Origin of the sequence: Moritella viscosa, assembly GCF_900120065.1 — a bacterium.
GTDB classification, from domain to species: domain Bacteria; phylum Pseudomonadota; class Gammaproteobacteria; order Enterobacterales; family Moritellaceae; genus Moritella; species Moritella viscosa.
Genome location: NZ_FPLG01000079.1, coordinates 1 through 24,954 on the forward strand (window position 1 = coordinate 1; position 24,954 = coordinate 24,954).

General features: G+C 37.5%; 22 protein-coding genes. 4 read left to right on the forward strand and 18 right to left on the reverse strand.

All coding sequences use genetic code 11. The features are described 5' to 3' along the window. Positions 1–7: 7 nt before the first annotated feature. The 9 genes from BT797_RS10540 to BT797_RS10580 all read right to left on the reverse strand — a co-directional run bounded on the left by BT797_RS10540 (position 8) and on the right by BT797_RS10580 (position 10,264). Positions 8–523: an acyltransferase gene (locus BT797_RS10540; RefSeq protein WP_045111753.1), complete on the reverse strand. Its 516-nt coding sequence runs from the start codon at positions 521–523 to the stop codon at positions 8–10. Between the two features lie 88 nt (positions 524–611). Continuing rightward, positions 612–1,868 (reverse strand): lipopolysaccharide biosynthesis protein, encoded by a 1,257-nt coding sequence (locus BT797_RS10545; protein ID WP_045111754.1) that lies wholly within the window; start codon positions 1,866–1,868, stop codon positions 612–614. A 197-nt stretch (positions 1,869–2,065) separates the two neighbouring features. Further along, positions 2,066–3,301, reverse strand: a complete 1,236-nt coding sequence (locus tag BT797_RS10550) for a hypothetical protein (RefSeq protein WP_045111755.1) — start codon at positions 3,299–3,301, stop codon at positions 2,066–2,068. Further along, on the reverse strand, positions 3,291–4,430 hold the full coding sequence (gene neuC, locus BT797_RS10555; protein ID WP_045111756.1) for a UDP-N-acetylglucosamine 2-epimerase: 1,140 nt from the start codon (positions 4,428–4,430) through the stop codon (positions 3,291–3,293). The genes BT797_RS10550 and neuC overlap by 11 nt, the downstream gene beginning before the upstream one ends. 1 nt (position 4,431) lies before the next feature. Then, complete coding sequence (locus tag BT797_RS10560) at positions 4,432–5,475, reverse strand: N-acetylneuraminate synthase family protein (protein WP_045111757.1); 1,044 nt, start codon at positions 5,473–5,475, stop codon at positions 4,432–4,434. After that, on the reverse strand, positions 5,468–6,157 hold the full coding sequence (locus tag BT797_RS10565; RefSeq protein WP_045111758.1) for an acylneuraminate cytidylyltransferase family protein: 690 nt from the start codon (positions 6,155–6,157) through the stop codon (positions 5,468–5,470). Before BT797_RS10565 ends, BT797_RS10560 begins: the two co-directional genes overlap by 8 nt. A gap of 170 nt (positions 6,158–6,327) precedes the next feature. After that, on the reverse strand, positions 6,328–8,520 hold the full coding sequence (locus tag BT797_RS10570) for a polysaccharide biosynthesis tyrosine autokinase (protein WP_045111759.1): 2,193 nt from the start codon (positions 8,518–8,520) through the stop codon (positions 6,328–6,330). Between the two features lie 105 nt (positions 8,521–8,625). Continuing rightward, positions 8,626–9,057: an arsenate reductase/protein-tyrosine-phosphatase family protein gene (locus BT797_RS10575; protein WP_045111760.1), complete on the reverse strand. Its 432-nt coding sequence runs from the start codon at positions 9,055–9,057 to the stop codon at positions 8,626–8,628. A gap of 43 nt (positions 9,058–9,100) precedes the next feature. Further along, positions 9,101–10,264, reverse strand: coding sequence for a polysaccharide export protein (locus BT797_RS10580; RefSeq protein WP_045111761.1), 1,164 nt, complete (start codon positions 10,262–10,264; stop codon positions 9,101–9,103). A gap of 701 nt (positions 10,265–10,965) precedes the next feature. On the opposite strand from BT797_RS10580, the gene BT797_RS24100 reads away from it, so the two are divergent. Further along, positions 10,966–11,565 (forward strand): Wzz/FepE/Etk N-terminal domain-containing protein, encoded by a 600-nt coding sequence (locus tag BT797_RS24100; RefSeq protein WP_217653257.1) that lies wholly within the window; start codon positions 10,966–10,968, stop codon positions 11,563–11,565. Beyond that, the gene (locus tag BT797_RS24105) at positions 11,562–12,158 is read left to right on the forward strand and encodes a GNVR domain-containing protein (RefSeq protein ID WP_211705476.1); all 597 of its coding nucleotides are present in this window, start codon (positions 11,562–11,564) and stop codon (positions 12,156–12,158) included. The genes BT797_RS24100 and BT797_RS24105 overlap by 4 nt, the downstream gene beginning before the upstream one ends. Before the next feature lie 87 nt (positions 12,159–12,245). Here BT797_RS24105 and trmB read toward each other — a convergent pair whose 3' ends face one another. From trmB to hpt, 4 genes are all read right to left on the reverse strand, one after another. Beyond that, on the reverse strand, positions 12,246–12,947 hold the full coding sequence (gene trmB, locus BT797_RS10590) for a tRNA (guanine(46)-N(7))-methyltransferase TrmB (protein ID WP_075472017.1): 702 nt from the start codon (positions 12,945–12,947) through the stop codon (positions 12,246–12,248). A gap of 91 nt (positions 12,948–13,038) precedes the next feature. Next, positions 13,039–13,809, reverse strand: a complete 771-nt coding sequence (locus tag BT797_RS10595; RefSeq protein WP_075472019.1) for an ABC transporter permease — start codon at positions 13,807–13,809, stop codon at positions 13,039–13,041. Continuing rightward, on the reverse strand, positions 13,806–14,765 hold the full coding sequence (locus tag BT797_RS10600; RefSeq protein WP_045111765.1) for an ABC transporter ATP-binding protein: 960 nt from the start codon (positions 14,763–14,765) through the stop codon (positions 13,806–13,808). The genes BT797_RS10595 and BT797_RS10600 overlap by 4 nt, the downstream gene beginning before the upstream one ends. Before the next feature lie 201 nt (positions 14,766–14,966). Next, the gene (gene hpt, locus BT797_RS10605; RefSeq protein WP_045111766.1) at positions 14,967–15,500 is read right to left on the reverse strand and encodes a hypoxanthine phosphoribosyltransferase; all 534 of its coding nucleotides are present in this window, start codon (positions 15,498–15,500) and stop codon (positions 14,967–14,969) included. A gap of 315 nt (positions 15,501–15,815) precedes the next feature. On the opposite strand from hpt, the gene BT797_RS10610 reads away from it, so the two are divergent. Continuing rightward, positions 15,816–16,445, forward strand: coding sequence for a TetR/AcrR family transcriptional regulator (locus BT797_RS10610; protein WP_075472021.1), 630 nt, complete (start codon positions 15,816–15,818; stop codon positions 16,443–16,445). Between the two features lie 41 nt (positions 16,446–16,486). Here BT797_RS10610 and BT797_RS10615 read toward each other — a convergent pair whose 3' ends face one another. The 3 genes from BT797_RS10615 to BT797_RS10625 form a co-directional block, all read right to left on the reverse strand. After that, positions 16,487–17,110, reverse strand: a complete 624-nt coding sequence (locus BT797_RS10615) for a flavin prenyltransferase UbiX (RefSeq protein WP_170860741.1) — start codon at positions 17,108–17,110, stop codon at positions 16,487–16,489. Between the two features lie 68 nt (positions 17,111–17,178). Beyond that, positions 17,179–18,594: a UDP-N-acetylmuramate:L-alanyl-gamma-D-glutamyl-meso-diaminopimelate ligase gene (gene mpl / locus BT797_RS10620; protein ID WP_075472025.1), complete on the reverse strand. Its 1,416-nt coding sequence runs from the start codon at positions 18,592–18,594 to the stop codon at positions 17,179–17,181. Positions 18,595–18,598: 4 nt separating this feature from the next. Beyond that, positions 18,599–19,303, reverse strand: coding sequence for a hypothetical protein (locus tag BT797_RS10625; protein ID WP_045111770.1), 705 nt, complete (start codon positions 19,301–19,303; stop codon positions 18,599–18,601). 102 nt (positions 19,304–19,405) lie between these two features. Between BT797_RS10625 and serB the strand changes: the two genes are divergently transcribed. Then, entirely contained in the window at positions 19,406–20,539 is a 1,134-nt protein-coding gene (serB, locus tag BT797_RS10630; protein ID WP_075472027.1) for a phosphoserine phosphatase SerB, read from the forward strand. 87 nt (positions 20,540–20,626) lie between these two features. Here the strand turns inward: serB and BT797_RS10635 are convergent, their stop codons facing one another. Next, a complete protein-coding gene (locus BT797_RS10635; RefSeq protein ID WP_075472029.1) occupies positions 20,627–22,987 on the reverse strand; it encodes a PilZ domain-containing protein in 2,361 nt (786 codons plus the stop codon). A 215-nt stretch (positions 22,988–23,202) separates the two neighbouring features. Further along, positions 23,203–24,834 carry a GGDEF domain-containing protein gene (locus tag BT797_RS10640; protein ID WP_045111773.1) on the reverse strand — a complete coding sequence of 544 codons (1,632 nt, stop codon included), beginning with the start codon at positions 24,832–24,834 and terminating at the stop codon, positions 23,203–23,205. Positions 24,835–24,954 lie beyond the last annotated feature (120 nt).

Sequence of the window (24,954 nt, forward strand, 5' to 3'; positions counted from 1 at the left end):
TTATGTATTATGTATTATGTGATGAGTCTAAATTTTCGTAATGAGAAACACTTCTTTCAGAAAATTGTTTCGCAGGATGCCCCCCCATGATTGCTAATGGCGGTACATTTTTAACAACAACACTACCAGCTTGAATAATTGAACCATAACCAATCGTAATACCGGCCAGAATTATTACACGAGATCCTAGCCATACATTTTTTTCTATAATAGTATCCGGGGTTATCAGTTTCTCATCATAGGGTAATTTTCCCGCAATTTTATAATCATGCGCATCAGAGATAATAAGACAATCCCGTCCGCTATGAAAGTTATCACCTATAAATACTCTCCCCTTCCCAGTGATAGAAAGTCCATTAAAATGAGTATTAAAACCTAAATGAGTTCTACCATTAAATTCTGATCTTACATTGATTATTGGCTTTCCTTTAAAAGAAGCAATATTTCTTTTAGCAAAAAGAAAGTTTATATTTATATTTAGCCTCCGTCTAATATTCTTAATTATATACTTTAATTTTTCCATCCCTGTATTTACCTCTTAGAAAGCGTTCACATTACAAAAATAATTTATATTCGATTATTAACTAGTAGTCGAAGAACAATCATGGAACCTACATTTTCCACACAGCCCAAGGCATACTAAATACCTTTGCACTTACAATCCACGTCCCAACAAATTGAAATAAATTAGCTATCATAAACGAAATAGCAGCCCCTTTTATTCCTAAATAAGGAATTAGCCATACAAGTAAAACTATATTTAGAACACCTGATGATATTGTAATCATCGATAAATATTTATTTTTTTTAGCATAAAAAATATAATTTGTAACAATAAAGTACATACCTAAAAATACTTGACCTAATATAATAATTGGCACGATATCAGCTACTGAATGGAACTTTTCACCAACAATAAATTTTAGAATCGTAGGTCCTATAATAAAAGATAATGCAGAAAAAAAGAGTAAAAACACAAAATACAAATAAGATATTTTTACAACTTTCTTCTTTTGTGATAATTCATTTTTATTTAATTCAGAAAACAGCCAAGGTGAGTACGCTTTATTAACACTGCTTAAGATTACATTAACTACCAAGCCTAAATTCACTGCAACCATATAAATACCAGTTGCCTCTACTCCAAGTTCTTTATTTATAACTAATCTATCAATAGATAACAACAAAAAACCACCTAATAGGTGAGGGACCAAAGGTATACCAAATTCTAAGGCGTACTTCACATCTTTTTTATTATATTCGAATATAAGTAGATTATCTATTCTCAACAAAAAAAATGATACCAAAAGCACTAATAAACTTGTTATTGAAATCCCATAAATACGCCCTTCAGGGCCTAAGTTAAATAAAATAATAAATACTAAACTAAGGAAAACATTTAAAATTGAGTTGCTTATTTGAAGAGCACCATATGCTTTTGTTTTCCCTCTTATTTGCCATTGAACAAATCTAATGTTTAATAAAAAACTACTAAAAGCAGTTAACACACCGAAATAAACCCAGTAATTAGGAATAGATAAATATCTAGCCAAATAATCATTTGAAAAATATAAAGTAATAGACGTGGCTATTGTACTGACTAATAATATAAAAACACAATTGCCATTAAACCTCGCCAATTCATTTTCTGACACATTCAGTTCAAAAAAACGTCGGCTACTTGCTCCATGCACGCTTAGTCCAATAAGAGCGCTTAAGGCTGAAATTAATAGACTAAACATAGCAATTTGCCCATACTCACCAGGTGTTAAGTAACGAGTTAAGATGGGTAATAAAGCAAATGGAATTGCAGCACTAAAGACTGACGAAAATAAATATGAAAAAATATTTTTAAAAACTGGACTCATTACATTAACCTTATTAAAAAAATGAACAAGTTTCAATCATATTATATACGTCCTATATTTTAATTTATTGGAGGTCCGATCTTGCAATAATTTAATCATACGAAGCCCCTTGAGTCTATAAGATTGGCCATAAGCGCTAATTATTCATCCTGATTTTTATTTTATCTAAATTTGTAAGTTAAACGATTATCACTAATTTAAAATATTTCATTTATCTTTTCGTTAACAACTTCCATATAACTTTTATTTGGCGTTATTTCATAATAAAATTTAGCGGCTTCATATGCATTGTCTTCCAAAGATTTTAAAGGGTGTTCAGCTAATATTTCAAATAATTCAGCAGCATTTTTTATTTTAATACACACATTATTATCTAATAAAGAGTACCAATCAGGTACACTTGATGAACCATTAAAGCAAAAAGAAGGGACTTTCTTAATAGCAGCTTCCAGAAGGAGTCCAGACATCGGACCAACTAATATTGAAATATTGTTTAAGTATTCTATTGGTTTTTGAGCACACGGATTACTATATTCAATTTTATTTTTTAAAGCTAAATTTTTCCATTCACTCATTCTATGATCTGCTGGATGTGGTCTCAATATTATTTTATATTTCCTTTTTAACTCTAGGACCAAATCATTTATTTCGTCCACTTGACTAATTAACCCAGTAGATATACCTATGAGGCAGCCTATTTTATTAGATTTTATCAAATCGTTTATATTCGAACCGACAAGTGTGACCTTACATCGTTCAAATATTCGATATGTTTGATATGCATGTTGACCTTCAAGAAACGCATAAGAAAAATCAAGTTGAGGAAACCCCTTAACTGCCGGAGCATGTTGTACATATAATGTTTTTATTGATAAATCATTACAAGCATACATCAATGTTCTATTTATTGGGTTATGATCATTTGACATTACAACTAATGTTGGTTTATTTTTTTTCAGTCTTATATACCAGCTGATATAAATACCTATCGATAGCAAATAACCATCAAGATTATATTTCAAAGAATCTAATAAATATCTATCATTTCTTTTAAAGCAATATAGTATAAAAAACGGTGACAAAACAAAAGAAAAGATATAAGCAGAGAATAGTGATACTTTAATATCACTATTTAATTGTTCTGAACAGCTTACGCAATCATCTCTCCACAGTAGATGTTCCAATGCTTTCTTTTGATTTACGGAGCCATAATATACCATTTTTTTATCTTTCAATTTTTCATCTTTATCCGAAAAATTCAATTCAAATGCTCTACATAATTTATAAAAAAATAATAAAAGCCTTTTAAATAACCCTATTTTTTTTCTAGATAAAAACAATTCAAAATTACCAACTCGATTAAGTTCTGAACTAGACCATGCAAAATTAGCATCTGAATAGTTGAAGTTAAATATTCTTTTTTTAAATTTCATGTTTTATTTTTATATCTAAAAAAACTTTTTGGCTTGATGTATACCATAAATTTTCATTATTAATAGCCTTAAAAAACAATTTGTTACTTTCGCCAGTTCCAAATTCTTGTTCGGGAGCAAAACGACTTATCAACGACTTATCAATTAACTCCAAAATCACATGACTATCCTCATCACAATTGAGTATTGATATAGCGTTAGAGCGATTATCTTGTCTGCTTCCCAAGTTTATTGATGGTAAACCATAAAATGGCATTTCACGGATTCCGGCGCTGGAATTCCCCACCATAAACTGTGCATTTTTAAGCAACGTTAAAAAACATTCAAAACGTAAACTAGGAAATACTTTAAAGTTAGAATTATCTTTTAAACGAGACAATTCATTAATAATGATCTCTGAACCATGGTCGTTATTTGGATATATAACTACATAATTTTGCTTACTTTCAATTAACGCATCGATCGTTTCTCTAATATTCTTAGGTAAGCTATCAACGTCAGTTGTGACAGGGTGATACATAAAGACTGCATATCTCTCAAAATCTATTTCATATCGTTTTTTAACATCCTGCAATTTAGGTAGATCGGATGATGTCATTATATCTAAATCAGGAGAACCAATTACGTAGATGCTTTGTTCACACTCACCCAACTGTAATAAGCGTTGTTTTGCTTTTTCATTTGACACAAAATGAAGGTGAGACATCTTTGACACTGAGTGACGAATAAGTTCATCAATCGTTCCTGACACCTCTCCACCTTCAATATGTGATACTAAAATATTATTCAATGAACCGACTATCGCACCAGCCATCGCTTCAACACGGTCTCCATGAACAACGATCATATCAGGTTGTAATTCTTTTACATAATCAGATAGTCCTTGAATTGTCTTTGCTAAAATAACATCCATAGAGTCATGTTTATTTTGGTTAATATACTTGTAGATAGATTGAAAACCTGATTTTTCAACCTCTCTTGCCGTCATTCCATATGTTGCAATCATATGCATACCTGTCACAAATATATGTGCATCAAATTGCTCTGCACCTTCAACTTTATGAATCAAACTTTTTAGCTTACCAAAGTCAGCACGAGTGCCGGTTAAGAATAATATTTTTTTTGTCATATTATTTTATAAACTCTTTTTTAAGCTGCACATCAAAGTCGATATTTTGACTCGCTTTTTTACCTAATAGCATTTCATAATCATCCGCTAAAAAGTCACCCGTACCGGGACGTTTTACCCAAAGGTTATCTTTCGTAAATGCCTCACCGGCTTTGATTTCTTTAATTGTCACAACGCTTGCATAAGCGAAATCAATTGTAACTTGCTCTTCTTTAACAGCTCCCTTTGAACCACCACGCATTTGTGCCATGCGTTTTGATTGTGAGATTAACTCAGCACATTCAGCACCATCCATTGAACAACAAATATCAGGACCAGAGCGAGCTTTATTATCTGTAAAATGACGTTCTAACACTGACGCACCAGCTGCTACAGCACCTAGACAGGCTAAATTATCAATACTATGATCTGATAAACCAACAACTACATCTGAAAATTCACGTTGCATTTCTTCCATAGCACCAATGCGAATTAAATGGTCTGGTGTTGGGTACAAATTTGTCGTATGTAATAAACAAAGAGGTGTCTTATACTTTCTGAATATTTCAACTGATTTTCTGATAGAAGGGATATCATTCATACCAGTGCTTAAAATTACAGGTTTACCGTAACTCGCAATTAGATCTAATAACGGATAGTTATTACATTCACCTGAACCAATTTTATAAGCTGATACACCCATTCTTTCTAAACGTAAAGCAGCGGCTCTTGAAAATGGCGTACTAATAAAAATAGCACCTTTAGATTCGATATATTTCTTTAATTTTATTTCATCTTCTTCATTTAAAGAACAACGATCCATGATTTCATAAATTGATACATCTGCATTACCTGGGATAACTTTTTTAGCTTCACTACTCATCTCATCTTCAATAACATGAGTTTGATGTTTAATTATCTCTGCACCACCTTCAATTGCAGCATCAACCATTTCAAATGCTGTTTTTAAAGATCCTTCATGGTTAATACCAATTTCAGCAATAACAAGAGGGGCATAGTCTAAGCCTACTTTACGGCCTGAGATTTCAAATACCGGATTAGTCATTTTGTTTACTCTTTAAAATTAATTCAACGTTAAGTAGATCATCTAAAGTATCAATGTCAGCTGAATTATATTCAGACATAACATATGGATACACGTTTTCTCTTGGGATTTGATTATATTCTTTAAATTTTTCTACCGAAAAAGCATAAATAGCACCATTAGGCTGAAAAGCCCTAGGTAGGTCTTGACGTCTAGAGTAAGGTGCACTTTTACTATATAAACCAGACATAGAGCCATCATCTTTTTCTACATATGCTTTAATAGGCGTGTGTATTGGCTCAAAAACACTAATCACACAACTTGCATTTTTTCCTTCATATAACTCGATAGCTTCATTAATATGTAAACTTGTTCTTAATGGAGATGTTGGTTGAAGTAATACTAACGTATCAAAATTTAGATTACTTGCTTCTAAATATTTTATCGCATGTTCTATAACTTCTTCACTACCTGAAGTATCCAGTGCTAATGTGTTAGGCCTAGGTATAATTTTAGCGCCTAGCTTTAAACTAACATCAGCAATTTCTTGGTCTTCTGTAGAAACAAAAACACTATCAATTAAATTACTATCTAGCGCAGCTTGAATAGACCAACCAATTAATGGGATATCACCAACTGGTAAAATATTTTTTCTAGGTAGTCCTTTAGAGCCACCTCTTGCGGTAATTAAAGCTATTTTCATTCTTTACCTAACTTATTAATTGAAATGATTCAATTTATAATCACAGTTATAAACTTTCACTGAGCCATATTTTATCTATAATGAGACAGATAGTTATGATTAACTACCTGTAACTTATTGATTTGTTATATTTTACTCAACAGGCCCCAATAGGCCTTGTCTTTCATAAACTAAAATTTATCACTCTCATAACTATAGTTATAATAACCATCCCCATAAGACGCACTTGCTTTCTTCTCAACCGCATTAAGAATAAAGCCTTTCACTTCAATGCCCGCCATTTCAAAGCGGTGGCGTGCAACTTCAATTTCTTTCACGGTATTTTGACCAAAACGACCTACCATTAAGGTTGTGCCCGCTAACGCGCCTACAATGCTTGGGTCTGTGACAGCCAGTACCGGTGGCGTATCAATCAGCACTAGATCATATTCACTTGAAGCCCATGTGATAAAGTCGGCAAAGCGTGGGTGCATTAATAATTCAGACGGGTTTGGTGGGATTTGACCACGAGTAATAATATCGAGGTTTTCAATACCCGATGTTTTGATTACGTCTTTAGTGTCTAATTTACCCGACAGCATTTCTGATAAACCGTGATCCCATTCTAAATTGAAGTGACGTTGTAAATAACCTTTACGCATGTCGCCATCAACTAACAATACCTTTTGGCCAGTTTTGGCTATCACGGCCGCAAAGTTCACAGATACAAACGACTTACCAATACCAGGTGCAGGGCCTGAGATCATCACAACGTTATTCTTAGCTTCCATCATCGCAAAATGCATGCTGGTACGCAGACCACGTAATGCTTCAATAGATAAATCCGCAGGGTTCGATTCAGCTAACAAAGTTTCATGTAATGCAAAATTCTTCTTACGTTTATTATGTTTAAACTTAACGTCCATTTCCGCCTGCCAATCTGACATTGGGATACTGGCATAAACAGGTAACCCTAGCGCTTCAACTTCATCAGGGTTTTCAATGCCTTTATGCAGCGCGGCACGAACAAGCACTACAGCCACCGCTAACATGCCACCTAATAAGGTAACCAATACCACAATCAGTGACTTTTTTGGTTTCACAGCTTTACTATACGCCTGAGCAGTATCAAGAATACGTACATTACCGACCGTACCGGCTTTCAAAATACTCAGCTCTTGCACCTTGTTTAACAACTGGATATAAATCTGCTGGTTAACTTCAACATCACGCTTCATGCGTAATACGTCACGCTGGGTTTTTGGTAATTTTTGAACTTGTGCATTCAACTTATGTTGTTTAGCTAACAATACTTCGCGTTTATCTAAAAGCGATTTATAAGCCGGGTGATCTTTGGTGAAACGTTGGCTAATTTCACTTTCTTTAAAGGTTAGTTCATTTAACTGCGATTCTAACGCCACCATTACTTTTAACGTAGAAGCAGCTTCTAAGCCTAAATCGATGGATTCATTGTTTTGTCGAAAACGGTTTAGGGTATCTTCAGCCGCAGTTAACTCTGTTTTAATGTTGGGTAAATGACCTTGTAAAAACGCCAAGATTTTTTCAGCTTCTGCAGAATTACGTTGTACATTTTGTAAGAAATAATTTTGACTTACATCATTCAGGATATCTTCGATTAGGACTTTATCTTCTCCACTGAATGTTAACTGTAAAATACCGGTCTGTTTACCACGTTCGCTTACCAATAAATTCTGCTGTAACCATTGAATTGCATCAAGTTTAGATTGTTTAGCGATTGAAAATTCATCCGTGTTTTTACCAACTAAGGCTTGCACAAACAAACGATAATCATTGTTCTGAGCTAATTCACCAACCACACCAGATAACACCTTACGCTCATCACCGTCATACAATGTATATGCGCCTTTGCTGGAAGCATCAATAATCAGGCTAAATGCTGGTGAAGCATAGCTTGGAATTTCAAAACGACTAATCGTTATGTCATTCTGTTGACCGCTCATGCGTGCTAAGCCTTTACCAATAACAGGCAGGTATTTAGGCGCAGCAAGCGTGGTTAAATTGAATTTTTCAACAGTTTGGCTTAAAACCATTCTTGATTTAATAATTTCAACTTCGGTGGTCGCAGATGACTCACTCGAAAACATATCCCCCATGTCACCAACAAGGGCTGACATACTACCGCTTTTTTGTTCAACTTGGATTAATGCATCGGCTTTATAAACGGGCGTCGTTAATAACGCGTAACAGACACCAAGTACAGAAAAAATAAACGTAACCGCGATAATGCTCCAACGCGCATCAAGTAATATGCCGAATAACTTACCTAAATCCGCATCACTACTATTTGAGGTTTGTGATGATTGCTGCGTTTTATCTGCTTGATTGAGTGTAATACTGCTCATAATAGTAATTAAATTCCAACTTTTAAATTTAAGCGCTAAATATCTTGCCTAATAAGTCGCTTAATAGTCATCGACAGTGCGACATGAATGACTACTTAACGGCTATTAACCTATTTTTTTAGCCCAAGCATTTGCCGATGCTTCGATCAATTTATAAGCATGATCAAACGCTTCTTTACTCTGACGGTATGGATCAGGAATATCTTGCTTTTTCAACCAGTGACTAAACAACATGGTTTTACCCCGCGCTTCTGGTGCAATGTTAGTTACAGCATTGATATGGCCTTGCTCCATCACTAAGATCAAATCAAATTCATGACACAATGCCGATGTAAGTTGACGACCTTGATGACCCGCTAAGGTAATACCGTGCTCTTCTGCAACTTGGCAAGCTAGTTTATCGGCCGGCTTACCGACAAGCGCACCAACGCCTGCCGATGCGATATTTTTATTCGGCAATAACGACTTAAGTAAATATTCACCTGATGGTGAGCGGCAAATATTACCCACGCACACAACTAAAATATTATTAAACATAACAACAACCTTTCGATTAATTCTTCAATTCAGGATTCATAAATTACCAAGCACGAACACGGTTAATTCCTTCAGTCAGGTTATTAAAGCCTGATATTGTTGGTAATATCTGGCCAATAACTCGATTCCAACGGGTAATAGGTGCCGCGGTAACATAGACTATATCATAAGGTTTTAATTCAAACTCTGTACCAATCACTAGCGCAGCTGCATTCGTAATATCTAATTGATAAATATCTGCAATGATATTGCTTTCAGTATCAGTCTTAGTGCCTAATTCAACAGTACGATTAGCGCGAACCACAAAGATACCGGTAGCATCTGCAGCCAATTGATTAATACCACCAACATTACTTAATGCTTCAGTCAAACTCATGCCTGCACGGTCAATTTTTAATAGTTTAGGTTCGTTAACTTCACCCATGACAAACACTTTTTGACCATCATTTCGTGGTACATGCACAATATCGCCAGCAAGTAATAAACGGTTTTGGGTTAAATCACCGCGTTGCATTAAGGCATGTAAAGACAATGTTTGCTCAACACCTTGACGCGTTAACGTGACATTACGCCAATCAGCATCAACGGCTAAGCCTCCAGCGCGATTGACAGCGTCTAATAAGGTTAACGGTACATTACTAATAAATTGTTGACCTGGCTTATTCACTTCACCCGTAATATAGGTTTTTTTAGATCGAAATGCCGCAACATTAACATCGACCTGTGGGCTCTCAATAAATGTGGCTAATTTTTCCGTCATCATAGCGCGGATCTCTGTCACAGTTTTACCAGCTACGGGAACAAAGCCTATATAAGGATAAAAAATAGTGCCATCGGCATGTACCCAGTTACCCGATTCACTTGAACTGCGGTAAGAGCCTGCTGGAATAGTTAATTCAGGATGGTCCCAAATCGTTACATTTAGAATATCACCCGCTCCTACACGGTATTCATAGACGGCTAACTTCATATCGAGTTCAGGATTAACCTTCGCACTCAAACGAGGTGCTTTATAAGCTGCCATTTTGTCAGCTGTTAATGGATAAAGATTAACACGTTCTAAAATATCCTTTGTTTCTGAGCTCTCATCATTGGTACTTGCAGATACCTGTTTATTTGCTACATTTAGGTAAGAACCAGGTACTGTGCAACCAGCTAAAATTACAGGTAAAGCAACAGCTAGCAGTAATTTTTTATAATGCTTCATATGATCCAATTTTTATTTTTAAATAAAGCGGGACTATACCGCTATGATGGGAGAGAGAAAGGCACGCTACCGCCCTAGGGTTGCAGTACCCCAAGACCGATAATTAACTAAATTATAATTTTTAAAATATTGGTACGAAGTAATAAAACAGTGATTCATTTTTTTATTACTCTGTCCCCCTTCAAAAAGGAGCGCAATACTCGCATATTCCCTTACTTTGAGCAAGCAATAAATCACTCCCTAATAGATAACTAAATATCATTAGATATGTCATTAACCATGCTATTAAATATAATAAAAATCATTTGGTATTGATAGCTAAAACGTGACTAACATGGCTGTATTGAGCTGATAATAATGACTAAGTATTAAATTTAAAACCATTCCTCTGCCATATATACTTACAATTGAAACCAACTACTAAAGTGAAAGGCTCCGCATACTATATCAAATGAAAAACAATCGTGATGTAATTAGATGTAAGCGCTTTATTATACATTAATTGTTTTACCATTGATCGATTTAACACGCAAAAAGTTACAAAGTGTTACGTTACAAGCGGTTTTAGGCCTTCTATCCTTTTAAAGGACTCTTTCATTCACTTCTTAATTACAGTAAAATATCCGCTAAATTTATCAGATGAACGCGTTATCTTGCCATTTAAGTGATGATAACTCATTTAACGTTACCTCGAGAGCTAAATGATCAACCAACCTCAACAACATAGCAGTCATGATAATAGCGATGAAGTAGACCTTTTTGAGCTATTTTCCACTCTATGGCAAGAAAAGCTAAAGATAATCTCAGTAACACTCGTATTTATGACAGTCGCTCTTGTTTATGCTTTAAATGCCACTGAGACTTGGTCAGTAAGCGCCACAATTGATACCCCTACTTCACAACAAATAAAGCAATATAATCTCAATCGGGTACTGATTAACGAAGGTATTAAGACATTAAAAAATAATGCAGGATTAAACAACAGTACTGAACAAGTGATTAATATTACCAACAACAACAACAACAACAACAACAACAACAACAACAACAACGACAACGACAGCAACGAGCTACCCAATATTAAAGAATTACATGAGTTATTTGTTAGTGAAGCGCGGATGACTACTAACCAAGTTAAGTTTTTTAAAAGTCAGTCATTATTTAAAGCCATAGTGGAAGAAGAACAGCTTGATCTAATCGCACAAAACAACTATGCGTATGAATGGGTAGAGAATAATATATCTTTACTGCGGAGAATCTTAAAAAAGTCAATTTTAATAACAAGATTGGTACTAGTATGAGTATCAGTGCGATCAAACCCGCAAATGCATTAGCGCTTAATCAGGCTTATCTCAACTTTATTAATGAGATAATAATGACACGTCTTCGTAATCTCATATCCTCAGAATTATCTCTAGCCCTGCAACAGCTCGTTAGCTATAACGAAAACACAACCAGTACCAAAAAAATCATACTCGAACAAAAAATAAACGACATTGCGATTAATATTCAAATCGCAAAAAGAGCAAATATTAAAAACTTTGTGACTCAAAATATTTCGCTCGAATCAGTACCTGAATATGCCAAAGGTTACGAAATATTATCAGCAGAGAAATTTGTATTAAATCAACAACTGGCTAGTTATGAAAACAATACAGTGACAAATAGCAACGCCTTATTAATAAACAAATGGCGTAATTACGATAAAACGATGCAACTCGATGATTTTAACTTTTATCGCTTTACAGATGAACCTAAATTACCAAAAACACGTGATAAGCCAAAACGTGCGCTTATTCTAGTATTAGGGACGTTACTTGGTTTAATGCTTGGTGTTGCATATGTATTAGTTATGAGTGCAGTTCGCAATCATAATAAACCTAAAGAAGCTTAATTCCTTCCTGTTATACATTTGAGATCAAAAAAGCCTAATGGAGACATTAGGCTTTTTATTTTTACTGATTAAGAGTTAATCCAAACGTTACAGTTTTGCGATTAACTGCCAAGACGTTTGGCCACTCGCCCAATACTTACGCTCAAATGGTGTGGTTGCTTCTAATGCTTTGTACGTCTGTAAGTCACTTTTTACATTCGCCAGTAATAAAGCATGCTGAAATTCTTGTAAATATAATTGCCAGTTACTGCGCAGTTCTAATTCGCCACCTAACGCTAAGATTGACGGGAATACCGCAGCACCATGCCAGCGTCGTTGTAAATGTTTAGCTTTTGGCCATGGGTTTGGATACAAAATATAATGTTTATGTAACTGCCAACCTGCATCCACGGCTAAACGCCACAGATCGTTTAAATCAACCTGAAATAAGTGATATACCTGTCCATCGATTTGATGAGCATGGCGGTGCTGTTCATTACGGTCTAGACGGTCGGCTGATTTATCCATACCAAACACCAAACAGTCAGGGTGCAACTGTGCGATCTTAGCGGTGCTTTCACCAACGCCACAGCAAGAATCAAAAATAATCGGACGAGGGTCTGCGGCTACAATCGCTTGCATCTGTTCAAACGCTTCAACTGTATGTTGGCGGTATGGCTTACGGAATTTGTGCTTAAGATGTTTTAATACAACTTCATCTAGGTGCTCGTTTAAGCCCGTTTGGTTAGTTGTAATCTCTCGAGAGTTACCCATCGAATCGTCTTGTGTTGTTTGCTGCTGAGTATTCATTTATTTTACCAATTTTTAATATTAGTGATAATTCCTCCCTTCTTATCTATTAATAAAAGCAGGGGGAAAAACTAAGAACAAGTCTGCTTTATTAACTTCTTAAACCCACACCTTTACTGATCAGGCGATAAACCAAACTGTATAGCACGGCAATAAAACCGATAATGACAGTAAATGAGTAGAATAAAGGGATGTTTTCGATACCTAAGAAACCATTACGGAATGCACTAACCATATAAATGATGGGATTGGCGTGGGAAATAGTTTCCCATACTGGTGGTAACAGTGACGTTGAATAAAATACACCACCTAAATAGGTCAATGGCGTTAATACAAACGTAGGGATAATCGAAACATCATCAAAGCTTTTGGCAAAGATAGCATTTAACAAACCTGCTAACGAAAATAAGATAGAGGTAAATAATAATGTGGTAACGATCACCAATATGCTGTGTATTTGTAATGGTACAAAGAACAGCGACACACCAGTCACAATAAAGCCAACGAGTAAACCACGTGTGACACCACCACCGACATAACCAGCGATAATAATATAAGTGGGTACTGGAGATACTAATAATTCTTCAATATTCCCCTGAAATTTAGCGCTGTAAAACGACGACGCGACATTAGAGTAAGAATTGGTGATCACCGACATCATGATCAAACCAGGTACAATAAATGCCATGTAGCTAAATCCTTCCATCTGGCCGACACGAGAACCAATTAGGTTACCGAAGATGACAAAGTACAACGACATGGTGATTGCTGGCGGTACTAACGTTTGTACCCAAATACGCATAAAGCGGGTTATCTCTTTATTTAGAATACTGTTAAACGCGATTAAATAATTTTTATTCATTTTGCTAACCCACTTAAATCTTTGTTACGCCCTTGCTCGACTATATCCATGAATAACGCTTCGAGACGGTTTTCTTTATTACGAATCCCCTGAACTTGAATGTTCATTGTCGCCAATTGCGCGAATAACGCATTTAACCCGCGATGCTTAGCCACATCCACTTCTAAGGTATGATCATCCAATAATCGACAGCTGTAACCATCTAATTCAGGGTTGATTAACTGGCTGTTGATATCAAGTCGACTCTTTATATCAAGTAAATAGGATTCACTATTTAATTGCGATAACAGGGCTTTCATTGAGGTATTCTCAATCAGCAAACCTTTATCAATGATACCTATATTCCGGCACAACATTTCTGCTTCTTCTAAATAATGCGTGGTAAGAATAATAGTAATACCTTGTTCGTTTTTACGCTGTAAAAAATCCCACATAGTACGACGTAATTCAATATCAACACCGGCTGTTGGTTCATCTAAAATAAGCAGTTCAGGCTCATGTACTAATGCACGCGCGATCATTAGTCGGCGTTTCATACCACCAGACAGGTTTCGCGCTGCTTCATGGCGTTTATCCCATAATTCCAGTTGTTTTAATAGTGCTTCACAACGCACTAACGCTTCTTTACGCGGTACACCATAATAACCCGCTTGATTGACAATAATATTTTCAATCTTTTCAAACGGATTAAAATTAAATTCTTGTGGTACTAAACCGATCTTGCTCTTGGCTGCTTCAAGATCTGTATCAATATCAAAGCCAAAGATCTTAACTTGTCCGGCAGTTTTATTTACCAATGAGCTCATCACACCGATAGTCGTCGACTTACCTGCACCATTAGGCCCTAACAGTGCATAAAAATCACCTTTAGCAACGGTAAGATTTATGTTTTTTACTGCTTGAACTCCGCCAGAATACGTCTTCTGGAGCCCTTTTATTTCAAGTGCTAACGTCATGAGATGAACAAACCTAGAGAAGAATGGGAGATGAATTATACTGGAATGGTGTAGAAATGCGAGGATGGAGTAAAGACCCTAGCTTAAACTCGCCATGAAAAACCGAAGTCTAGTTAAAGGGGATAATAGAGAGAGTCGCTTAAAGAAAGATCAGCTATTGCGGCTGAACGTCTTAAACGACTCGAACAGATTAAGTAAAACTTAACCTTCTAACGGTACCACTTTACCTACGTAAGGTAAGTTACGGTATTTCTGACCATAGTCGATACCATAACCAACCACGAATTCGTCAGGGATCTCAAAACCAACCCAATCAACCGGTACATTAACTTCACGACGAGACGGCTTATCTAATAGTGTAGTAATAGTGATTGATTTAGGATCACGCAGCTCTAACATCGTTTTGATTTTGCTAAGTGTAAAACCAGTATCAATGATGTCTTCAACGATCAGTACATCTTTACCTTTAATGTCGCTATCTAAGTCTTTTAAGATACGTACATCACGGTTGCTTTCCATTGAATTACCGTAGCTTGATGCGGTCATGAAGTCTAACTCAACCGGTAAATTAATATGACGACACAGATCTGACATATAAATAACCGAACCACGTAATAAACAAACGATGATTAGCGTTTCAGTATCTTTATAATGCGTTTCAATTTGTGCAGCTAACTCTTTTACTTTTGCTTGCACGTCAGCTTCAGTGATCATCACTTCAACAGTGTGTTTCATGTTAATTTCTCCAAACGATCCCAATACCACCAGCAAATAACCGATAAATACTGTTCTCTAAAAATGTATGTCTAAAATATACGACCTCAAAAATAATTATTCTCAAAGTTTATATCTAAAATTTGCGCACAGTTTAACAGCCTAATGGCAATAGTCGAAATAGTTTCACTAAAATCACTGAGTTTGTAATCATTAAATACGAGCGATTATCACTTAAAAACATGATTAGTTTCGTATCATAGTTGGACTCGGTACAAGCCTAATGATAACATTAACAATAAATTAACATTTAATTATTCTACTTGGATGCTACATATGGAAATGCCTGCAGTAATCAGACGGCGTACCCGTCTCTCTCCCGAAGCCCGTCGCGAACAATTAATGCAGTGTGCGATTGAAGTATTCTCTAAACGCGGTCTTGGCCGTGCTGGTCACGCAGAAATCGCAGAGTTAGCACAGGTGTCCGTCGCCACTGTTTTTAACTATTTCAGCAGCCGCGAACAACTAGTAGACAGTGTATTAATACAAATTGAAGATTTTTTTAGCAGTATGGTACGTAAGAGCTTTATTGATCTTGCTGGACAACCAAGTAAAAGTGCGCATCAAGCCATTCATGACTACTTAGCCGATTTTGTTGAGGCTGCCATCAATAATCCACAGTTCACTTACATTTGGTTAGAATGGAGTTCCTCTATTCGAGAAGATACTTGGCCGCGTTATCTGGCGCTACTCGATAACAACATCGCAATTATCAGCAACAAGATAGAACCCGCTATCGCATCGGGTGAAATAAATACCTATTTAACCACAACTGAATTTGCCCGTAGTCTATCCAACCAAGGCTATATGATCTTGCAATTGGTGAATCAACCTCAAGCCATGGATAAAGAAAGTATTATTGAATTTTTAGAAAAGTATGTAACGTCAGCATTAGCGAAAGCTTAACGCCCTCCCAAGCCCCCCTTTCTTTCAAGGGGCGGCAGGGGTTAACGGCCCCAACCTGCATAAATAGATTGGTCAACGTCCAAATGGTCAAGAATACGAGCGACCATCAAATCAATGAGATCATCAAGCGTTTTCGGTTTTCGGTAAAAACCCGGCGCAGCTGGCATGATAGTGACCCCTAGACGAGACAATTTCAGCATATTTTCTAAATGAATTGGTGATAAGGGCGTTTCACGAGGAATCAGTACCAGTTGACCACGTTCTTTTAATACCACGTCAGCAGCACGGTGTAATAAGTTGGTCGACATACCTTGTGCCACAGCCGCTACGGTTCCCATACTACACGGACAGATCACCATTTGTTTTGGCGCACCTGAACCCGATGCGACAGGCGAGAACCAATCTTTGCTGCTTGGCACGAATAACTGTTCTGCTTTCGCTTGGTATTTATCCGTTAAGAATAACTGTAGTGCTTTATTGTCTGCAGGCCATTTTTCATCAGTTTCAGTTGCCATTACCACTTTAGCAGCATCCGACATCAACAAATGTACTTGCACATCAGCCGCTAATAATAATTCTAATAAACGTACCGCATATTGTGAGCCTGACGCACCACTAATCCCTAAGGTAATGCGTTTGCTAAATTCAGCCGTTTTAGTTTGCATGATAGTCATCGCCCTTCTTCGTATATTTCATCATTTTCTAGTTATCATTTTTCTAATTATGAATTCACTTATAATTCAGCTAACAATTTATCATGAATACCCGCAAACCCACCATTACTCATAATTAGTACATGGCAAGGACCAGACTGCCCTTTTGCTCGTATCGTAATATCAGAAAGTAAATCATTAATGTGCTGATGAATAGCAGCTTTATGACTATTATCTATACCTGATTCATTTGTCGAACCCGATCTATTCGTGACACATAACTCATCAGCAACAGGCTGTAGATTCCAATCTAAACCAGCTGGTTGATATAACAACACATCATCAGCTTGCATTAACGATTGTGCTAATGCTTGTTGATGCGTCCCCATACGCATGGTATTTGAGCGCGGTTCTAATACGGCAATGATACGTTCACTACCGACAGCAGCGCGTAACCCAGCTAATGTCGTGGCGATCGCCGTTGGGTGGTGCGCAAAGTCATCATAAACGCGGATACCCTGCACTTCACCTTTAACTTCCATACGACGTTTCGGGGTTTTAAACGCCCCTAATCCAGCAATGGCTTGGTTTAACTCAACGCCCGCATAATGCGCAGCTGCAATCGCCATCATGCCATTTTGTAAATTATGATCGCCAATCAAACCCCACTTCACCACGCCAGCTAACTTACCTTTACAGTAGACTTCAAATTGACTGGCATCGTCACGTAATTTTTTCGCTTGCCAGTGGCTGTTATGCTCAGTGCCTAAGCATTGCAGTGGCGTCCAGCAACCCTGTTGTATCACTTCATCCAATGCAGGTACATTATCTGGCATTAAGATCAGGCCATTACTGGGTACGGTTCTGACTACATGATGGAATTGACGCTGGATCGCCGCTAAGTTAGGAAAAATATCGGCATGGTCATATTCAAGGTTATTCATGATCAGCGTATTGGGTTGGTAATGTACAAACTTAGAACGCTTATCGAAAAAGGCCGTATCGTACTCATCCGCTTCGATGACAAAGAAATAACCACCGCCTAGGCGTGCTGATTCAGTGAAATTTTGAGGTACGCCACCAATTAAGAAACCCGGTTCGAGTCCCGCGTATTCTAAGATCCATGCAACCATAGCCGCCGTTGTAGTTTTACCATGGGTACCCGAAGCCGCAATCACATAACGGTGCTGTAACAAATGTTCAGATAACCACTGTGGTCCAGAGGTATAAGCGAGTTTCCGGTTTAACATGTATTCGATACAAGGATTACCACGTGACATGGCATTACCTACAATGACCATGTCTGGCGCAGGGTCAAGCTGACTCGGATCATAACCTTCGATAAGTTCGATATCTTGCTCTTCTAATTGAGTGCTCATTGGCGGGTAAACATTGGCATCAGAACCCGTCACTTTATAACCTAGCTGTTTAGCCAGTACTGCTATGCCACCCATAAAAGTGCCACAAATTCCCAGAATATGTATATGTTTAGACATCAGATTACCCTTTTGAACGAAACTTATGATGAACGCGGTTGATCGTCACGCCGATAATGACCCCAAACAGCAATAACAACAGAAACAATATTAAAATAGACTTAGTGGCGTCAAACTGGAAAATAGTGAAGGTTTTAAGCATTTGTTGATAACTAAAATGCAACTGTAAAAAACCCACAGGTTTATTGTCTGCCAATATAGGTTTGAGATAAACACGCACACCTTTTGGGACTACGTACTGTTTTTTAGCCAGTAATTCTGCCATATAGTCTTCTTGAGAAGAACTTAATAACTTACCATTTTCAGCAAAAATATGCAGGCTAGTAACATACGGATTTTCGCTGACTTCATCCACCAGCTGTTGTAGCTGATTTTTACTATTAACTCGGGTATTACGATCGGTCGACTCACGGGCCACAATCAAATTAGCCGCCATTTTAGTTGGATAGTCCAACAATGAGTGCACGAACATATCAACCTGGTGATAACGAGAGGCTGTGACATTGTTATATAACGAGACAGCAATAAAAATGAAGAGTGAGCTAAGACTTAACGCAATTAATAATGAAGTTTGACGCTTTAAAAACCTATTACGGCCATTAGACTTACCATCCTTATTATACTTTGTCGTCTGGTTCGTCGCTAAATGTGGCTCATGCGGAACAAGCTCTGTATTTACAGGGTTGTCATTATTCTTACCTTTAACCACAACAAGTTCCTCTCTGAATACCGTAATTACGAATCGCAATTTTAAGTCGAATACGTTATCTTTGCTAGCAGTAACCTATCGATTACAAGGATTAGTAGCAAAATGACTCAACTCGCTGAGACTTTATTTAGTAATACTCCGCCAATAGCATGGCCACAATTGTTAACCTTACAAAGCACTGAAATAAAACATGTCACTTATTGTCAGGGGCAATTTAATATTTCGGCGCAAGAATTGCCACTAAGTAGCCGTAATTACTATTATCTCACGTTAATCGCGCCAAGTATAACAAGTGAGGCGCTGCTCAACCTGCTGTCCACATTGAGTCAACGGCTACAGTCAACGCAAGACTCTCGCGATATTATCCTATATCCACCAGCAAACTATGCATTAAACAATAACGTATTAACCGACAAGCAAGTACCACTCGAAAAAGCCGTTAATCAAGGTGACATTATTGTTTTAGGCTTTACCACGTTATCTGATGAACTACAGCAGCAATTCAAAGATACGTTAGTAAGCTGGAGTAGTGATTATCATGTTGATTATGCATTAAGCCAAACACTACCGAGCTTAAAACAACCGGGGGTAGTATTAATGGACATGGATTCAACGACCATTCAAATTGAATGTATCGATGAAATAGCCAAACTTGCAGGTGTCGGTGAACAAGTCGCAGCAGTAACAGCACGCGCTATGAATGGTGAATTAGATTTTTCTGAAAGCCTACGTTCGCGCGTTGCAACACTAACTAACTGCCCTGAAGCCGTATTAACCCAAGTTGCTGATGCTATGCCGCTTATGCCAGGTCTAGAATTACTCATTGCAACCTTACACCAGGCTAATTGGAAAGTAGCGATCGCGTCAGGTGGGTTTACTTACTTCGCGAAGCGTCTACAAGATGATTTAGGATTTGATGCTGTTTATGCCAATGAACTCGAAATCGTCGATGGCATCTTAACAGGTAAAGTGATTGGCAATATTGTTGATGCTCAGGTGAAAGCCGATACCCTGCAAGCACTCGCACAAGAATATCAAATTACCCCACAGCAAACGGTCGCGATTGGTGATGGCGCCAATGATTTAATCATGTTGAAAAGTGCGGCACTCGGCGTCGCTATTCATGCTAAACCGATTGTTCAACAACAAGCCCAAGTCGCATTGAATTATCATGATTTAGAAGGCCTAGTTGGTCTACTACAGGCAGCGAACTGTGTTGACGCGAGCTGGTCGTAACCTACTCTAAAGAAAATAAGAGTCCACGTTAGCGATTGTTTACGTGGACTCTATTAATGAATAGACGAACAAATAGTTCAGTACTCATCAACGCATGCGGCGTAGACCGAGTCGATACAACAACTCATCGGACACATCAATCAAATCCACCACTCCGCGTACACTCCATAATTCGTCTTCAAGCTTTTGCGCTCTGTGTATTGCATAATGGCTTACGTAGTTAAGTTCTTTTTCAATGTATTCCATATCCGGTCGCCCAGTGCGAGATAGCATAACCAGGATCGCAAAGAAGCTCCCTTTTTGTAAACTGTGGGTAATGAACTGGCGACGTTCATGCTCATCACTAAAATCTTTTTCAAATCGAGTTGTTACCACAGAGTCACTGGTTGCAATCGTAATATAAAGCACCTGCTGCCAAGGGCGATAAGTGGGTTTTAGCTCGGCTAATGCATCATCAAAAACCTGCTTAATATTATTATCAGATAACAGAGGGTACAAATTATAGCGGGATTCAGCTTGCCCAAAATATTCAAACAACGGTGATAAACTATTTTCATTCGGGCTAATACCTACCCTATCCATCTGGTAACTCGTGTTTACCTTATGAATATATAACGGCATGGTCGCTAAATGCTGACAATACATATTCCGTAACACCGCGGTGACACCTGGTGATTGCGTTGGCTCAGGAGTACTTTTTAATTTATCTTTATTGCTACTGATTAACAAACTAAAAAATTTACAGCCAATATGTGCGTCTTTATCACCCGAGATCTGCAAGTGTAGAATTGTTTTCGCTTTATTACAGCCAACAACACTGTAAGGTAAATTGGCAAGCTCTACTTTAGTAGACAGTTTTTGTAACATCGGAAGTTCAAGGTAAACGCGATGTCCGATCTGCACATCCAACGGTGCTTCTAATTCGATCTGTAATCCTTCAGTCGAAAAATCATTACTCCAACCTTTGATGCTACGTTCGGTATTACTCACTACAATGGCAGTTTTGTAACTGAATCGTGCTTCTTTACGTAATTGTACAAACTTAAACTGGGCTAATATCGCGCGTTGCCCTGCCGCTGGTAAACGGTATTGATGCAATTGATTAAAATTACTGCCCTGCTGCGCATATGCTTTATAATCATTCAGAATATTTTCATTGGTAATATCTTGCAATAATCCAACCCAACGAATATCTTGTAATCCAACGAGCATTGTCGACCCTATCGGCTGTTGGTTACTTTCCGCTTCAAGCAAATGTTTCTTTTCATCAAACTTTGATGGGTATAATGAAAATTTAAATGCTCTAAAATTAGGACGCTGGCAGGCAAAGGATAAAAATAAGGCTTTCAAACCTGACTTAGCCAAACTAATCGCGTCGGCGGCGTAAAAATACAAACGCCCATTCTGCGTATAATAAAAACTGTAAATGGTCGTTTCGATACTTTTCTTTGTCTGTAATAACCCTTGCATCCAAGGTGTCTGCCAACATGCTTCAAGCTGACTTTTAGATTCTTCATTTATCCAATAATCGTATACTCCACGATTATTTTCATTCAACAACAAATGACTCAATACAGGCTGTTCATCACCCGAAATATACAGAGGTAAGCCTGACATTCGTGGCAAAAAGAACTGTTCATACCCTTTTACAACGACATTCTCTTCTTGATAACGGACGTTAACTTTGTATTTGCTTTTATTTTGCGTGATCAACTTACTGATAAAGATATCTAATTCATTATTATCATCTATCCGCATTAAACGTAAATAATCAAACTTCTCTTCTTCATCGATCCCCATAAGTTTATAAGCAAAGAAATCACGTAATAAATGATTCGCATATTCTTGACGTAAGCTCGAAAAGTTCACATTCACTAAACTGCCTGTCACAATGCCGTGACTTTTATTCACTTTAACTTTAATACCGCTAGTGGATAAATCAGAGGTCATTGCATCAATAACACGGTCACCAAACCGCATTTTTATCGCGGAACTGTAGTGCATACGCTCTTCGTTACGCACAAAATAAGACGCATACTGAATCGGTTCGACCGAAAATTTCGCCGCGGGTTCATGCGTTATAACATTGCGTTCATTTACTGGCTTACTGCGTTCACTTTGATGAAAAGCCAGTACTTCTTCGTATATACCCAGCGTATAATTACCTTGGTGCTGGACTAGTAGCTGTTCTAAAAGCTTAATTTCGACCGGATTAATATGATGTAAAATACCATCATACTCATACGCTACCGCGCCACTATCACCACGTTGACGAAAATCTAGGATCCGCCGTGTAGGTGCAGAAAGACGATTGACCTCCATCTTGATCAAAAAACGTTTACTGTTCGTTTCACCTTCAGTCAATTGTGCGAACAAAAGACTAAAATCAGGTTCATGATACAAGGTCGTTAATTTTTTAATTACATCGGCGTAATTAGATAATTCCATGCTGGCGATCACTGCTTAAATTGGAAAATGAATACAACTATTACGGCTAGGCACTTATGACTAAAATAAGCGACGGTTAAATGCATCGGTAAGGAATGACACAGAAAACACGTTAATCGTTATTTTACAGGAAAAAGTCTGCACGTTACTACTGAGTACACGTACAAAGCGTCAAGTAATAGATAATAACGTTAGATAAGCAAAATAAGTGCCACTTAACAGACTATCTGCTTTCTTTTTTGATGATGCTCATTTTTTATTTCATACATTTGGTTATCTGCACCAGTCAATAGCTCATCTGCGCTCATATTGTGGTGATAAACACTATAACCAATGCTAATACCGATAGATACATTACACACAGATAAGGCGAATGATTGCAATAAAGTACGTTCAATCTGTTCACTTAGCTGACCAGCATAGCGAAGATTAGAGTTCGGCAGTAAAACCACAAACTCATCCCCACCTAGCCGCGTTAATAACTCGCCTGGCGCGCCAAGTAAACGTGACATACGTTGCGCAGCGGCAATAAGTAGTTCATCCCCTGCCGCATGCCCATAACGGTCATTGACTAACTTAAAACGATCCAGATCCATAAACAATAATACCGGTGTGATTTTTCCTTTTTTAGCTAGCGGCAGAATATGTTCAAGTGTCTCCATCAACTGAGTTCGGTTTGCTAGCCCAGTTAAGTTATCATGCATCGCTGCATACCTAACCTGTTGCTCTGCACGTCTCCTTTCCAAAATTTCGCGCTTTAATCTCTGGTTGATGACTAACAAATAAAATAACCACAAGCCATTAAATAACAACGCTACGGCGATAACTTTCACCCAAACGCCCCACACTTTCCAGTCTATTTTGGCTCGAGGCGGCGTATAAATAAACTGACTAAAATCACTGCCTTGTGAAATAAAATTAAGATCAATAAGTTGCTGTTGAATATCGGCAAGATGTTGACGATTAATATACCCCAAAGGCACAAAATCAGGCAAAATATAATCCCGCATAGTAATTAACTGATATTTAAATTGATTACGTAATACATCCAAAGAGGCTGACGGTAACTGCTGATTCAATGCCACCAATACATCAAGCGTTTCTTCAGTATGTGTTAACGCATATTCCCATCCTTGTAACACCGCAGTCCGAACTGCTGCAACACGCTCTGGGTTTAAGCTTGCTTCTGCTGCGCTGGTAAATAAGAAACCACTGTAAAAATCGATACCATAATCTTTCGGCATAAAAATAATCGGTTCCGCGCCCTGACGAACAGCGTTATAGGGGCCACGAATTAAATTAATGCTGAGGGCGTCAAATTGATTGTGAACTAAAGTAGTAATATCACGCGCGGCCGATGTTGATAAAATATTGATTGAATCAATATTCTGTTTACGTAATAAACTGACCACTTCAATATCTTTAAATTCAGGTAGTAACAGCACCCGTTTATCATTTAAATCGGATAACTTATTAATGCCTTTGTTTTTTAATACTAATAAAGCATTGGGTGAGTGTTGAAATATGGCAGCAATAGCAACGAGAGCCCGGCCATTGGCTTTTTCAACCAAGACATCCGCATTTGTCACTCCGTAATCAGCCTCTCCTTGATCGACCGATTGGGTGACTGATTGGCGAGAACGTGTCGACGTTAAGTCCACATTAAGACTCTGAGCACTAAAAAAACCCTTATGCTGCGCCATATAATAGCCCGCAGATTGAACCACCGACGTAGGCGGTAATAAAATACGAACATGTTCGGTTTTATGTTCAGCTCGCACCGCAAAAGCGCTAATACCAAAAGATAAAGATAATGTGATAAAAATAGCGTATTTAATAAAAGTCACAGGAAATAAAACAATCCATTGTTTATATTGTTTCGCTATTCTGCCAAGTTGTTAAATCGAAATCAAAATTTCATTACAAACACTTAGTAAGCAATAACTTATTCGCCAATTAAAATCAGA